This window comes from Nocardia sp. NPDC004604 (genome assembly GCF_040609795.1).
Lineage (GTDB): Bacteria > Actinomycetota > Actinomycetes > Mycobacteriales > Mycobacteriaceae > Nocardia.
Genome location: NZ_JBEXLC010000062.1, coordinates 24,366 through 35,865 on the forward strand (window position 1 = coordinate 24,366; position 11,500 = coordinate 35,865).

Consider the following 11,500-nt stretch of genomic DNA (forward strand, 5'->3'; position numbering starts at 1 on the left):
CAGCTCGGCAACCACCAATGATGCTGCCCGGGTGCGATATTGACGTCACATGGCGCAGCGGCGCAGTCGATGCCCGTCCGGTGGACGGGCAAGTCGGGATGCGGAGCGCGCCGGAGACCCGGCTGATTACGCACAGTCGGGACCCGGTAACGGGTTGGCCGAGCCGACAGCGGGACCGACTGCGCGGGGCCTTCATCGCCGGGATGCGCTGGGCCGGGACCGCCGGTCCAAGACCCATATCGTGGCCAGCATGAGGCCAACGGCAAACGAGGCGAGCGCGATGAGACTGGCGCCGGTGCCTCCGTGGAAGGTATCGCCGTAGGCGGACATGGCCGGCAGCTTGGCGGTGTACCGGTCGAGATCCAGGTCACGACCCAGCGCTTCGAATGCGTGGCGGTTGGACAGGCCGAGACTCATCAGGCGTCCCGGTAGAGCCATCTTGTCAACGGGGACTATGGCGCCACCGAACAGAACCTGCGGGAAGCAGAGCATCGGCAGGGCGAGGGCGGCCTGCGCGGCGTTGGAGACCGCGGCCGAGGCGAGCAATCCGAGGGCCAGTGCCGAGGTCGCCTCGATCACAATCGTCACGAACAGGAAGGCGGACACGTCCCATCCGACGGCGGGGAGCCGACCGAGCGCCCGTAGCACACCGAGGAGCACCGCGCTCACTCCAGCCAGCACCGGAAGCAGCGCGGTCACCTTGGATGCCACGTAGGCGCCGACGCTGAGCCCGGCCAGGCGCTCCCGCCGGAAGACGGCCATCTCCCCGACGATCTGGAGCAGGCCGTAGGTAAGGCCGAAGAAGAAGCCCGCGAATGCGATCCAGAACACGATCTGGGCCGGGCCGAGGTCGGCTTCGCTACGCGGATCGAACGCGTCTCGCTTGAACAGCGTCGCCATCATCGCAGTGACCAGCACCGGTGAGCCGAGCAGGACCGCCAGGGTCAGCCGGTTGCGTAGGAGAACATCAACATTGCGTCGGGTGAGTAGCCACCATTGCCGGACCATGTCTGTGCGCTTGACGTCTGAACGGGCGGCGGGGCTGGGCAGTAGAGCCAAGCCAGGCTGGGTTATCGACTCCCCGCTGTCCGCGAATCGCTCCGCCCAGATCTGCGGGGTGTGCTCACGAGCCAGCCGGTCGTACACCTCGGCGAGATCATCGACGCCGAAGTAGCGCCGCGCCTCGGTCGGGCTGCCGGTGAAGGCCAGGTGGCCGTCGCGTGCCAGGAATACCACCCGGTCACACCGGTCGATGGAGTTCGGCTCATGCGTCGTGAGGACGACTGTGACCCCGCGCTGGCTGAGTCGGCGCAGCAGGCGCATCACGTCGGCTGCGGTCGACGGATCGAGCCCGGAGGTGGGTTCGTCGAGGAAGAAAAGGTGTGGCCGGGTCAGTAGCTCCACGGCGATACTGGCCCGCTTGCGCTGGCCGCCGGAGAGCGCACGGACCGGCACCTCGGCCCGATCAGCCAGGTCGAGGTCATGCATGGTCTCTTCGACTACCCGGTCCGCCTCGGCCGCCGATGTGCCTGCGGGCAGCCGCAGCCGCGCCGCGTAGCGAAGCGTGCGGCGCAGGGGCATCTCGAGGTGGATGATGTCCTCTTGGGGCACGTAGCCGATACGGGAATCGGCGCTGACTCGTGCCCCGCGAACGACGCCGTCATGCCGAACCTCCCCGGCAGACGGTGGTCGCAGTCCCGCGAGGATCTCCAGCAATGTGCTCTTTCCTGCTCCACTGCCGCCGGCAATGGCGACCAACTCGCCTGGTTCGACCGACAGCGACAGCTGCTGGAGAATCTGCCGCGCCCCGACATGCCGGCTTACGTTGACTGCATCGACTCGCCCGCCGTTAGGTGCGTGATCTGAAGTGCGCGTACCGAACCGCTCGACGGTCGGTGGTTCGAATGTCAATTCGGTCATGACGGTAACCTCCGTGATTCCTGAACTCGCTTGGACATGCCCTGATCATCGGTCCGCCGCCTCCGTGGTCGCATGAGGCGTTTGCCTCAAATCGCGCCACCAGGAAGCGATCGCAGCACCGGGCAGCGGGGCCACGCGGTGGCCCGGGCAGCAGGGATGCGCGAGGCGACCGTGTTACACCGTCATCCGGACAGACCCCAGCGCGACGCGGGACCGGTGCCACGGCTCTTGCACCACGCCATGCCGACCTCAGTCGCCGAGCGTGGCGACACCCGCGCGGGCGTATTTCTCGTCCAGATCACCACTGGGTGCACCCGCTACACCGATGCCGGCGATCGGTGCGCCGCCCGTGGCCACCGGGACACCGCCACCCAGGAACAGGGTGCCGGGAATGGCGGCCAGCTGCGGGGTCTTGTCCAGACGCTCGGCCAGCTGGGAGGTCGGCGCGTTCCAGGAAACTGCGGTGAAGGCCTTCCGCTCCGCGGACTCGTAGGACTGCGGTCCCGCGCCGTCCCCGCGCAGCAGCACGATGGTGTTGCCGTCACGGTCGACGACAGCGACGCTGACTCGCTGATTCTCCTGGCTCGCAGCGGCGAGCGCGGCCTGCGCGGCCTCGGTGGCGGCAGCAATCGTGAGGTGATCGGTCTGCCGCAGGTCGGCTGGCTCGACCTTGCCGGCGAGCACCGGTTGCACCGCCGGGCCCGCGTCCACGCCGCCTACCGCGAATGCGCCGATGGTGCCCGCGGCGACGACGGCGAGCGCTCCGCCGACGAGGGCGCCGGTACGCTTGCCGGTCTTCTTGCGAATGTCCATGGTTACGTTCTCCTTTGGTTTGTCGATGGCGGCTGGATAGCCGGTGCGAGATGGCCATCTGCTCGCTGATACCGTCCGTCGCCATCGCCACACCAGCTGCTTTCGGCGGGCTGTTCGGACGGCTTGGGCATTGGGGTTCAGTTGGCGGTTGGCGCGCCGGCGACGCGACGCTCGCCGCCGTTCGCCTCCTGCCAGAGGCGGTACACGTCCACCGCTTCGTCGCGGGGCTCATGGCGCATGGGCAGGCGTCGCTGGTCCCAGGGTTTGGCGAACTCGTCGTAGAAGGTGTTGAGCTCGAAGTACTTTCGGTCGTCGACGTAGTGCGGTTGGTAGGCGTCGCGGGTGGTGAGGAAGACGACCTCGTCGGGTGAGCAGTAGTACAGCGCGCCCAGGCACATCGGGCAGGGCAGGGCGAGGATGTAGATCGTGGTGCCGGTCAGGTGCTCGGTGCCGAGCTTGGTGCATGCCTCGCGGATGGCAAGGATCTCCGCGTGCGCGGTGGGGTCGTTGGTCTGCGCGACCCTGTTCGGGCTCTCCGCCAGAATCTGGCCGTCCTTGACGACAACGGTCGCGAACGGACGCCCGCCCTCGGCGACGTTGCGGCGCGCGAGGTCGATGGTGTGGCGTGCGAAATCGGTCATCGGTTGTCCTCGTTTCTCAGAACGGCTTGGTGGGCAGGTACTTGCCGTCGAGGGTGATGACGGCGCGCTCGCCGCCCTCGGGGTCTGCGACCTTCTGCACGTCGAGCTTGAAGTTGATCGCGCTGATGATCCCGTCCCCGAACTGCTCGTGGACCAGGGCCTTGAGGGTGGTGCCGTAGACCTGCAGCATCTCGTAGAAGCGGTAGATCGTCGGATCGGTCGGGACACCTCCGGCGATGGATCCGCGGGTCGGGATCGTCTGGAGCAGCATCGCTGCGTGGTCGTCCATCCCCAGCAGTTCGGCAACCGCCGTCGCGGCCTGCTCGGGGAGGGCGTGTTGGCCGAGGACCGCGGCGGTCACGAAGGCCACCGAGTAGCCGGCGGCATCCGCGATCTGCTGCCAGGTGAGATGTTTCGCGGTCTTGGCCTCCACCGCCGCGGCGGCCAGTGCCAGGCGGGCGGTGGGGTCGAGCTGTGCGTGCACCATCTGTGTGCTTCCTTTCTGGTCGAATACCGACCCGACGGCAAGGGTGGGTCGGCGTTCTGGAGGGTGATTCCCGCGCGGCGCGCGGAGACCGTGACTATGCGGTCAGGCGGCCGGTGCGGCTTCGGATCCAGAGGCGTCGAACACGGTGACCGCGCCGGTGCCGATGTCGAACACCCATCCCTCGACGGTCACGGTGCCGGCATCGACGCCGCGGGACACCGATGGATGGGTCGACAGGTTGGCCAGCTGCGCAACGACATTCGATCGCACGAGTATCGAGACGCGGCCGTCCGGCTCGGGGCCGGTGGCCGACGCGTCGGTGGCATCGACTTGTTCGAGCCATTCGGCGATGGCCGGTGTGCCGCTGAGGTCATGGCGTTCCGCCAAGGCGGTCATCGCACCGCACCCGGAGTGGCCGCACACCACGATGCGGAAAACTCCCAGCACCGCTATGGCGAACTCGATGCTCGCCGCCACGCCGTCGGCTCCGGACGTGTGGACCGGGACGAGATTGCCTGCCGTGCGGATCACGAACAAGTCACCCGGCTCGCTGTTGGTGATCAGTTCCGGAACGACGCGTGCGTCGGAGCAGCCGATGAACAGGGTGTCGGGACGGTGGGTCGTCGCGAGGCGGGCGAACAGATCCGCCTTGGCGGGGAAGACATCGCGTTGAAAGTGCATGACTCCGGCGGTGAGGTCGTGCATGGATCGCTCCCTTCGAGGGTCGCTCGGCGGGCTGGTCCCGACCGATCCCACCATGCACAACCTGTCGCTATAGAGTCCAATACTTGTTGCCCATCGTGATTATTGGTCTCATCTATAGTCGATCGACTGCGATCCGACTTTTGTTGGTACGGCTCGCTCAGTTCGACCGTGTGGCTGCCTGGGCGATCGCGGCAAAGGCGCGTGCGGCTGCCGAGTGATAGGTGCTACTGCGACGCAAGAGTTCCACGGTTCGGGTGGGTAACGCGGGGGTGAGCGCGGTGGGTAGCAGGTCCGGCTGGGCACGCGTGATGGCGTCGGGTAGGACGGTGGCGAGCCGACCTCGGCGAACGAACTCGATCAGTGCGCCGATGGAGTTGGCCTCGACCCCGATGCTCGGCGTGATCTCGCATTGATCGAAGTAGGCGTCGATGTGGGCTCTGGTTGCGAAGTCGCGACTGAGCAGCGCCAACGGATGGTGTGCGAGTTCCTGAACCGGCAGCGGCTCCGATCGCGCGGCGAGGGTGTGGCTCGATCCGACCACCAGGCTGAGGTTCTCGGTGCACAACGCGGAGTTCTCGATCCCGGCGGCGTGGGTGCCGGTGAATGCGATGCCGAGATCGACGCGGTCGGCGAGCAGGTCCGCCTCGATCCGATCCTGGGTGGTCTCCACAACGGTGAGGGTCACGCCCGGGTGCGCGACATGGAACTGATGCACCAGCGGGCCGATGAGGTAGGCGGTGATGGTCGGCGTCATCGCCACCCGCAGGTGCCCTCGGGACAGGTCCTGCACGTCGTGAATCGCGCGCTCGCCAGCGTCGAGGTCGCGCAGGGCGAGTCGCGCGTGATGCGCGTAGGCCGCGCCGGCTTCGGTGAGGCGTACGGTGCGGCCGGACCGGTCGAGCAGCTCCACTCCCAGCGCCCGCTCGGCCTGCCTGACCTGCTGCGACAAGGTGGGTTGGGAGATGTGCAACGCCTCGGCCGCGCGGGTGAAGTTGCCGTGATCGGCGACCGCCAACAGGTACCGGATGTGACGCAGCTCCATGACCGTTCCTATAGATGCAATCTATCGTGATGATGGAAAGTAAGTCTTGGACTCTATCGGACGCGCTGGGCATTGTGGAAGTCAGCAACCACTGGTCGTGACCGCCCTGCTCGACGCCGGCGCCGACCCGTCGATCCGCGACGGAGCCGGCCGCACCGCGCTCGACAACGCGCAGCGCCGTGGGCAGACCGCGATCGTCTCGATTTTGCGTGGCCACGAATGAGCGAAGGAACAGCATGATCAAGGACGAGGAAACCCATCTGCGGCAGGCGATCTCGCTCGCCGAGCACGCCGGTCACCAGGGCAATCGTCCGTTCGGCGCCGTCATCGTCGCGGCCGGCGGAGCGGTGATCGCCGAGGGCCGCAACCAGGTCGCCAGCGCTGGCATCGTCACCGCTCACGCGGAACTGGTCGCCATCACGGCCGCGATCGAGGCCGGGCACGCCAGGGAGCTGATCGACGCCACGATCTACGCGAGTGGTGAACCCTGTCCCATGTGCAGTGCGGCGATCGTCTGGGCCGGAATCACGCGCGTCGTCTTCGGCGCCGCCGAGCCCGATTTCACCGCGATCATCGGCGGGCACCCACGATTCACCCTGCGCTGCGCCGAGGTCATCGGGTCCAGCGACACGTCGGTCACCGTCTCGGGCCCGAATCTGGGCGATGAGGCGCTCGCACCGTTCCGGCGCCACGCCGCGAACCCATGACCGCATCTACCGAGTTCGACTGCACGCCTTGCCATTCGCGCATCCACGCCGAGTCGGGGCGGGGCACTGTCGAGGCGCGGCACCACGACCGCCTCCACCACCAGGCGATTGTGGTGAACAGCATCATCCGACCTGCGGCGCGGCAACTAGTGCCGCGTCCAGATAACTCCTGCCGTATCGCCCTCCAGGGGGCCGGTCGAAGGTAGTCGAATGGTGGTCACCCAGGCCGTATCGACCGCCGTACGACTACGCTCGGCGAGCAGCCGAAGTGGGTAGCGCAGCAATCTATCTGGACGGGGCGCTAGCTCGAAACACTGGGCCGACGCGCACAGGCGTCGGCTGGTCAGCGCAGCAGGGACCGCGACGTCGGCGCCAAACGCAATTGCTGTAGCGGCTCCGACAGTCGCTTCGACAGCTCTGGCCGCACTTGTTCCACCCACACTTGCGAACGAGCGAGCGCATTGAGGTGCTCATCGAGCCGGTCCGCATTCTCGAACAACGCGAATGAAACGAACACAGTCTCGGCGCGAACCGGAAGCATCGCGAAGGTATTCGGCGCGGGCTCGGTGACGTAGCTGCCGATCAGCGCTGCCCCGGTGCCGGCAAGAACGGGCTGCACTCGGCTGGCGAAGAATTCGGCGAACTCGCCGGTCGCGATATCGAGTTTGTAAATCGTGGCCAGGACACGCGATTTCGGCAACATCGTCGCTTCCACCCCGGGGCGATCGGCAGGGAGCGAGAATTCGGAGGTCGACGTCGCCGGGCGCAGTAGCAGCGCGTTCGTGGTATCGACCATCGTGGCGCGGGCGGCCGCGGCGTGCTCTTGCCAGGCAGCTCCATCGATATAGAAGGCCGTCAAACCCGCGGTGCGGGCGGTCATGTCACGGAAGGCACGTATCCAGACGAAGCGGTCCGGATCATCCTCGTCGCGGAACTGGGCAATTACGCGAATACCCACGGCCTCTTGGGTTTCTACGAACTCTCGATCGAACAGGTCGATGAGCACATCACGGCTGCCCGGTCGCAGCGTGTACTGCCTGAGCTCGACGACCGGCCAGTGGTTTTGGGTCACCATTCCCACAATGCCACTGTCGATACGCGCATCGCGAGCGGTTGGCAGGCCTAGGGGAATCGAACCCCTGTGGTGCATCCTTTCTACCTGCAGCAACCGGTTGTCGCACCGCTCTGTCCTGCGGTTACTCGGGACTAGCGCACCTCGGCGGCGTACGGAAATGCCGAAGAGCGAGTGTTCGCGTGGTGGTGTCAGTGCAGTTGCGAGCCGACATCAGTCCGGCATATCCACCACCGCCGTGCAGCACTGGTGCTGTGTCCGGTAACTCGATTGCCAGACGAGCCGCGCGCAGGGCACAAGGGTGGTGTGATGCCTAGCGCGCAAGTCGGGGGACAGGCAACTGGGGTGAGCGACAATTCCGCCCACCCAGTTGCGAGAATCAATCTAGTGGGGCCAGCACCTGGGAGCAGTGCTGTCCATCCAACAGTCCGAGCTTCCTGTGGGTACCAGCAGTGGGCCGAACATCCCTAACGCCATCGAGATGAGAAGCATGGCTTCGAACCTTTCGTAATGTGAATAGAACCTGCACGGTAGTTCGCCGCCGCGTCGGTGTGCAGCCCCGACTCCCTGGGGCGCCGTTTCGCGGCCTCAGGTACTGCCGACGAGGCCGCCGCGACTTCCCAAGGAAGGTGCGAAGATTCGTGGCCAGGGGGAGAGAACAATGCCAGGCGTCGTCACCGGCACGGAGAGAATGCGTTCCGACTCGGTCGGCGTCGATTCGACGTGAGACCGTTCAGAATCAGTGCGCCGCTCCGTCTTCATTCACATGAAGCTCACCGTTCAGACGTTCCTGACCCTCGACGGCGTGATGCAGGCCCCCCGACGGACCTGAGGAAGATCTCAACGGCGCCTTCACCCACGGCGGCTGACAAGCCCCGTTCCCGGACCGGGCCGTCGGCGAGTTCGTCACCGCGCTCAACAGCCACGCCAGCGCGTTTCTGTTCGGTCGCAGAACGTTCGAGATCTTCCGCGGCTAGCTAGTCGGGTTTCAGCCGGATACGGTCGGGATTCAGAATAGGCGTTTCGTGGACGGCGTCCACGAAACCGGAGCCCTACGCCGTGCGTCACCAGCTCGGCCGCGAGATTGCGGACTGACGCCGCAAGTCTGCATGAATTTGATTGGTACCTTCGACTTGTGAGCCGAACCAAGTGGACTATCCATGGCGAGCACCTCGTCGACGAGAACCGCCACATCCGACTGTCCACCGTTGATATCGAGCTGCCCGACGGTGTCAGGTTCACGCAATATGTGGCGCGGATGCCGCGGTGCGCGATGACCCTGGTACTGAACGACAAGCGCGAGGCGTTGTTGATGTACCGGCATCGGTTCATCATCGACCGCTGGGTGTGGGAGCTGCCCGGAGGCTATGTCGACGGCGCCGAAGACGTTGCGGTGGCGGCGGCCCGGGAAGTCGAAGAAGAGACCGGCTGGCGTCCACGCACGATGAAACACCTGGTTACCTACCAGCCCGCGATCGGCACGCTCGATCAGCCCCAGTTGATCTACCTCGCACACGGCGCCGACCTGACCGACAAACAGCCGGACATCAACGAGGCAGAGCAGATCGAGTGGATCCCGCTACGGGATGCGGTCGCGATGATCGACGGCGGAGAGATTGTCGGCGCCGCGACTGTCGTCGCGCTGTACCGCGCTGTCAGCCTGTCGCTCTAGTCGCAGCGAGCACACGGCGGCGGAAGTCCGCGACCTCGTCGAGTTCGTCGTACGGTGCGAGGCGAAACCGGACCTCGCGAAGGTAGGAGTAGCTGCGCTGGGACTCGAGGCTACCCGCCAGATCGAGCGCCTCGTTGCCGATGTGGACCGCCTCATGTGGATCCGTATCCGCGACGGCTGATGCCAGTAGGCACAGGTTGAATGCCCGCCCTCGCAGATAGCCGTCGGACATGTCGAGGGATTGCTCGGCATAGCGAGCTGCACGGGCGAGGTCGCCCAGATCCCGGAAGCAGTGAGCGGTCTTGGCCGACAAATATGCGTCATCGAAATAGTCCAGCCATTCGGGGTGGCCGGAATCGCGTCGGCCGAACGCGCGCTCGGCAGCGTTCAAGGATGTCGCGCAGGACGATTCGTCCAACCGCGCGGCATGACCGTGTGCCTCGACCATCAGGCACTCCGACTCCAGTGCGGCGAGGCCAGCGTTGCGGGCTGCCATCTGCGCCGCCCGGGCTAGGTCGACGGCGTCGCCAGGACGGCCGACGTAGGTCGCTTGATGGCTCATCGCCGCTAGGATCTCCGCACCGAGGCCAGCATCGCCCGCGGCGCGCGACATCCTCAGCGCCTGGATGAGATAGCGCTGCGCGAGGCCGTGCTCCTCGAGATCGTAGGCGGCCCAGCCTGCGAGCTTGGTGAGTTCGGCAGTGGTTGCGAACAGCTGTCGCCCGATGCGCTCGTTGTAGCTTCCGCGCAGCAGCGGGGCGACGGAGCTGTGCAGGTAATGCACGATCGTCGACCGCACCTTCCCGCCGCCGACCCGATTGTCGAGGTCCCGGAACGCGGTTGTCATGGTCCGGACCGCATCGACGTCGCTCTGTCCGATCCGGCGATACCCGGCCGAGACCGGGTGCTCGGGTCCTGGCAGGGTCAGCCACCGCATTGACGCGGCCGGGTAGACCGCTACCACATACGACGCGCCGACCAGGAACCGCCTGCGCTCCACATCACTCCTCCACAACGCAGCCGCCGAAGCGGTCGCCTCGGTGAGACTCAACGAAAACTCCAGTCCAAGATCGGCAGCCTCTCCCCTGCCGCTCATCCCGCACTCGGCAGCCGTGACCCGACGCCCTGCCACCTCGGTGAGACACTCCGCAATCAGCTCGGGCCCAGGCGGATTGGGTTGTTCGCCCGCCAGCCACCGCCCCACCGAAGTGTGGTCGTAGCGCAACTCGACACCGACCGCGCGGCCTCGCTCGACGACTCGGCGAGCAAGCGCCTTGTTCGATAGGCCCGTTTCCTCGAGCAGCTCGGCGAGCTGCGTGTTGGGTTGCTTGGGCTGCCGTCCCATTTCAGAAGTTTGGCACGCGAAATGCCTTGCACGCCATGAACTCGCTGCCGCGCACACCCCCTGTGCACACACCCGCCCAGGCTGCACGCCTTACCGCAAGGCACCCGCTCAGCGTGTCCTTGATCTAGGCACCCGGCGCCGGGGTGATGCCTATGAGCCCTCGGCGCCGGGCGGCCCGCCAAACCGAACGAACACCGAGGCGGACATCCAATGCCGTTCAACCCGCAAGATTCGCGGCGTCACGAGCGAGGTAACCATGCCTAATTCAAAGCTGCCGCAACGTGATCCCTTCGTCGGCCCACCCGGTACCTACAACGGCGCACCGGGCGATGTCGTCGAGCTGTTCGCGGACGCAATCCGCCAGTGGGCACATCAGCCTGCGACCGAGCAACAGCCACACGAGGGGGCGCGTCATGGCGCTCAGTGAGCCGAAAGCGAAGCTCTGCCCCCGCTGTACCTATGAGGCCGCCGAGTCGGACACCGGCATTTGCCGCTACTGCGCCGCCGATATAGAGCGCGCAAGCCGCGCAATCGTTGTCGCGATGAGCAATGCCAACGCCGGAACTGGTCGCCCGGCGGGGTGGTTGCAGCGCGACGACGGATCATGGGCGCCTGTCGACAATCACGGGTTTGTCGGCCAGACGTTCGCGTTCGAGTTGGATGACCACCACGAGATCGACGAGCACGCCGTGATCACGGTCGAGCCGATCTCGATCGACGACACGGAGGTTGACTAGCCGTGTCGACGACCGGACTTGTATGCGGCACGGTCGCCGGGGTTTTGACGTTGGGCGTCGTGCTCTTTTACGTACTGCCGTACCTCGTCGACCGCCCGGTGCACGTCGACGGTGAGCGTCCCACCGCGGAGATACTCGCGCGCATCGCTCGCGACCAGTGCCACCGTGCGCCGGATCATCCGTACAGCGTCGATGAAGCGCGCCGCGTGTTCCGTCAGCGCATCAACTGCGACGCCGACTCATGCGGCGCAAAACATGAGGCTGTCTGGACCTTGATCGACGCGGGGGTGCTGCGGCCCGCCGCATATGTCGAGCGGTAGGGCGGCTCGTTCGAGGCGGTTCTGATCTCGCCCGTGGGG

14 protein-coding genes are annotated in these 11,500 nt (G+C 66.1%); 6 read left to right on the forward strand and 8 right to left on the reverse strand.

Going from position 1 to position 11,500, the window contains the following annotated elements:
- Positions 1-192: 192 nt before the first annotated feature.
- From ABZW16_RS22565 to cynR, 6 genes are all read right to left on the reverse strand, one after another.
- A complete protein-coding gene (locus tag ABZW16_RS22565) occupies positions 193-1,920 on the reverse strand; it encodes an ATP-binding cassette domain-containing protein (RefSeq protein WP_354957930.1) in 1,728 nt (575 codons plus the stop codon).
- A 249-nt stretch (positions 1,921-2,169) separates the two neighbouring features.
- Positions 2,170-2,733: a heme-binding protein gene (locus tag ABZW16_RS22570; protein ID WP_354957931.1), complete on the reverse strand. Its 564-nt coding sequence runs from the start codon at positions 2,731-2,733 to the stop codon at positions 2,170-2,172.
- 137 nt (positions 2,734-2,870) lie between these two features.
- The gene (locus ABZW16_RS22575) at positions 2,871-3,374 is read right to left on the reverse strand and encodes a nucleoside deaminase (protein ID WP_354957932.1); all 504 of its coding nucleotides are present in this window, start codon (positions 3,372-3,374) and stop codon (positions 2,871-2,873) included.
- Positions 3,375-3,390: 16 nt separating this feature from the next.
- Positions 3,391-3,861 carry a cyanase gene (gene cynS, locus ABZW16_RS22580; protein ID WP_354957933.1) on the reverse strand — a complete coding sequence of 157 codons (471 nt, stop codon included), beginning with the start codon at positions 3,859-3,861 and terminating at the stop codon, positions 3,391-3,393.
- A gap of 102 nt (positions 3,862-3,963) precedes the next feature.
- Positions 3,964-4,566: a carbonic anhydrase gene (locus tag ABZW16_RS22585; protein WP_354957934.1), complete on the reverse strand. Its 603-nt coding sequence runs from the start codon at positions 4,564-4,566 to the stop codon at positions 3,964-3,966.
- A 157-nt stretch (positions 4,567-4,723) separates the two neighbouring features.
- Positions 4,724-5,608, reverse strand: a complete 885-nt coding sequence (gene cynR / locus ABZW16_RS22590; RefSeq protein ID WP_354957935.1) for a transcriptional regulator CynR — start codon at positions 5,606-5,608, stop codon at positions 4,724-4,726.
- 97 nt (positions 5,609-5,705) lie between these two features.
- On the opposite strand from cynR, the gene ABZW16_RS22595 reads away from it, so the two are divergent.
- Positions 5,706-5,831 (forward strand): ankyrin repeat domain-containing protein, encoded by a 126-nt coding sequence (locus ABZW16_RS22595; RefSeq protein WP_354957936.1) that lies wholly within the window; start codon positions 5,706-5,708, stop codon positions 5,829-5,831.
- Between the two features lie 13 nt (positions 5,832-5,844).
- Complete coding sequence (locus ABZW16_RS22600; RefSeq protein ID WP_354957937.1) at positions 5,845-6,315, forward strand: nucleoside deaminase; 471 nt, start codon at positions 5,845-5,847, stop codon at positions 6,313-6,315.
- 343 nt (positions 6,316-6,658) lie between these two features.
- Here ABZW16_RS22600 and ABZW16_RS22605 read toward each other — a convergent pair whose 3' ends face one another.
- Entirely contained in the window at positions 6,659-7,387 is a 729-nt protein-coding gene (locus ABZW16_RS22605) for an NIPSNAP family protein (RefSeq protein WP_354957938.1), read from the reverse strand.
- Between the two features lie 1,135 nt (positions 7,388-8,522).
- Here ABZW16_RS22605 and ABZW16_RS22610 point away from each other — a divergent pair.
- Positions 8,523-9,059, forward strand: a complete 537-nt coding sequence (locus ABZW16_RS22610; RefSeq protein WP_354957939.1) for an NUDIX hydrolase — start codon at positions 8,523-8,525, stop codon at positions 9,057-9,059.
- Here the strand turns inward: ABZW16_RS22610 and ABZW16_RS22615 are convergent.
- Entirely contained in the window at positions 9,043-10,404 is a 1,362-nt protein-coding gene (locus ABZW16_RS22615; protein ID WP_354957940.1) for a hypothetical protein, read from the reverse strand. The genes ABZW16_RS22610 and ABZW16_RS22615 overlap by 17 nt on opposite strands.
- A 256-nt stretch (positions 10,405-10,660) precedes the next feature.
- Between ABZW16_RS22615 and ABZW16_RS22620 the strand changes: the two genes are divergently transcribed.
- The 3 genes from ABZW16_RS22620 to ABZW16_RS22630 are packed head-to-tail and all read left to right on the forward strand — an operon-like array spanning position 10,661 to position 11,461.
- Positions 10,661-10,831 carry a hypothetical protein gene (locus tag ABZW16_RS22620; protein ID WP_354957941.1) on the forward strand — a complete coding sequence of 57 codons (171 nt, stop codon included), beginning with the start codon at positions 10,661-10,663 and terminating at the stop codon, positions 10,829-10,831.
- The gene (locus ABZW16_RS22625) at positions 10,818-11,141 is read left to right on the forward strand and encodes a hypothetical protein (protein ID WP_354957942.1); all 324 of its coding nucleotides are present in this window, start codon (positions 10,818-10,820) and stop codon (positions 11,139-11,141) included. Before ABZW16_RS22620 ends, ABZW16_RS22625 begins: the two co-directional genes overlap by 14 nt.
- A 2-nt stretch (positions 11,142-11,143) precedes the next feature.
- A complete protein-coding gene (locus tag ABZW16_RS22630; RefSeq protein WP_354957943.1) occupies positions 11,144-11,461 on the forward strand; it encodes a hypothetical protein in 318 nt (105 codons plus the stop codon).
- Positions 11,462-11,500 lie beyond the last annotated feature (39 nt).

Excerpts from the sequence above, each read along its gene's own strand:
- ABZW16_RS22615 (WP_354957940.1), bottom strand. The coding sequence starts at position 10,404 with ATGGGACGGCAGCCCAAGCAACCCAACACGCAGCTCGCCGAGCTGCTC.
- ABZW16_RS22565 (WP_354957930.1), bottom strand. The coding sequence starts at position 1,920 with ATGACCGAATTGACATTCGAACCACCGACCGTCGAGCGGTTCGGTACG.
- ABZW16_RS22620 (WP_354957941.1), top strand. The coding sequence starts at position 10,661 with ATGCCTAATTCAAAGCTGCCGCAACGTGATCCCTTCGTCGGCCCACCC.
- ABZW16_RS22575 (WP_354957932.1), bottom strand. The coding sequence starts at position 3,374 with ATGACCGATTTCGCACGCCACACCATCGACCTCGCGCGCCGCAACGTC.
- ABZW16_RS22585 (WP_354957934.1), bottom strand. The coding sequence starts at position 4,566 with ATGCACGACCTCACCGCCGGAGTCATGCACTTTCAACGCGATGTCTTC.
- cynS (WP_354957933.1), bottom strand. The coding sequence starts at position 3,861 with ATGGTGCACGCACAGCTCGACCCCACCGCCCGCCTGGCACTGGCCGCC.
- ABZW16_RS22600 (WP_354957937.1), top strand. The coding sequence starts at position 5,845 with ATGATCAAGGACGAGGAAACCCATCTGCGGCAGGCGATCTCGCTCGCC.
- ABZW16_RS22570 (WP_354957931.1), bottom strand. The coding sequence starts at position 2,733 with ATGGACATTCGCAAGAAGACCGGCAAGCGTACCGGCGCCCTCGTCGGC.
- cynR (WP_354957935.1), bottom strand. The coding sequence starts at position 5,608 with ATGGAGCTGCGTCACATCCGGTACCTGTTGGCGGTCGCCGATCACGGC.
- ABZW16_RS22625 (WP_354957942.1), top strand. The coding sequence starts at position 10,818 with ATGGCGCTCAGTGAGCCGAAAGCGAAGCTCTGCCCCCGCTGTACCTAT.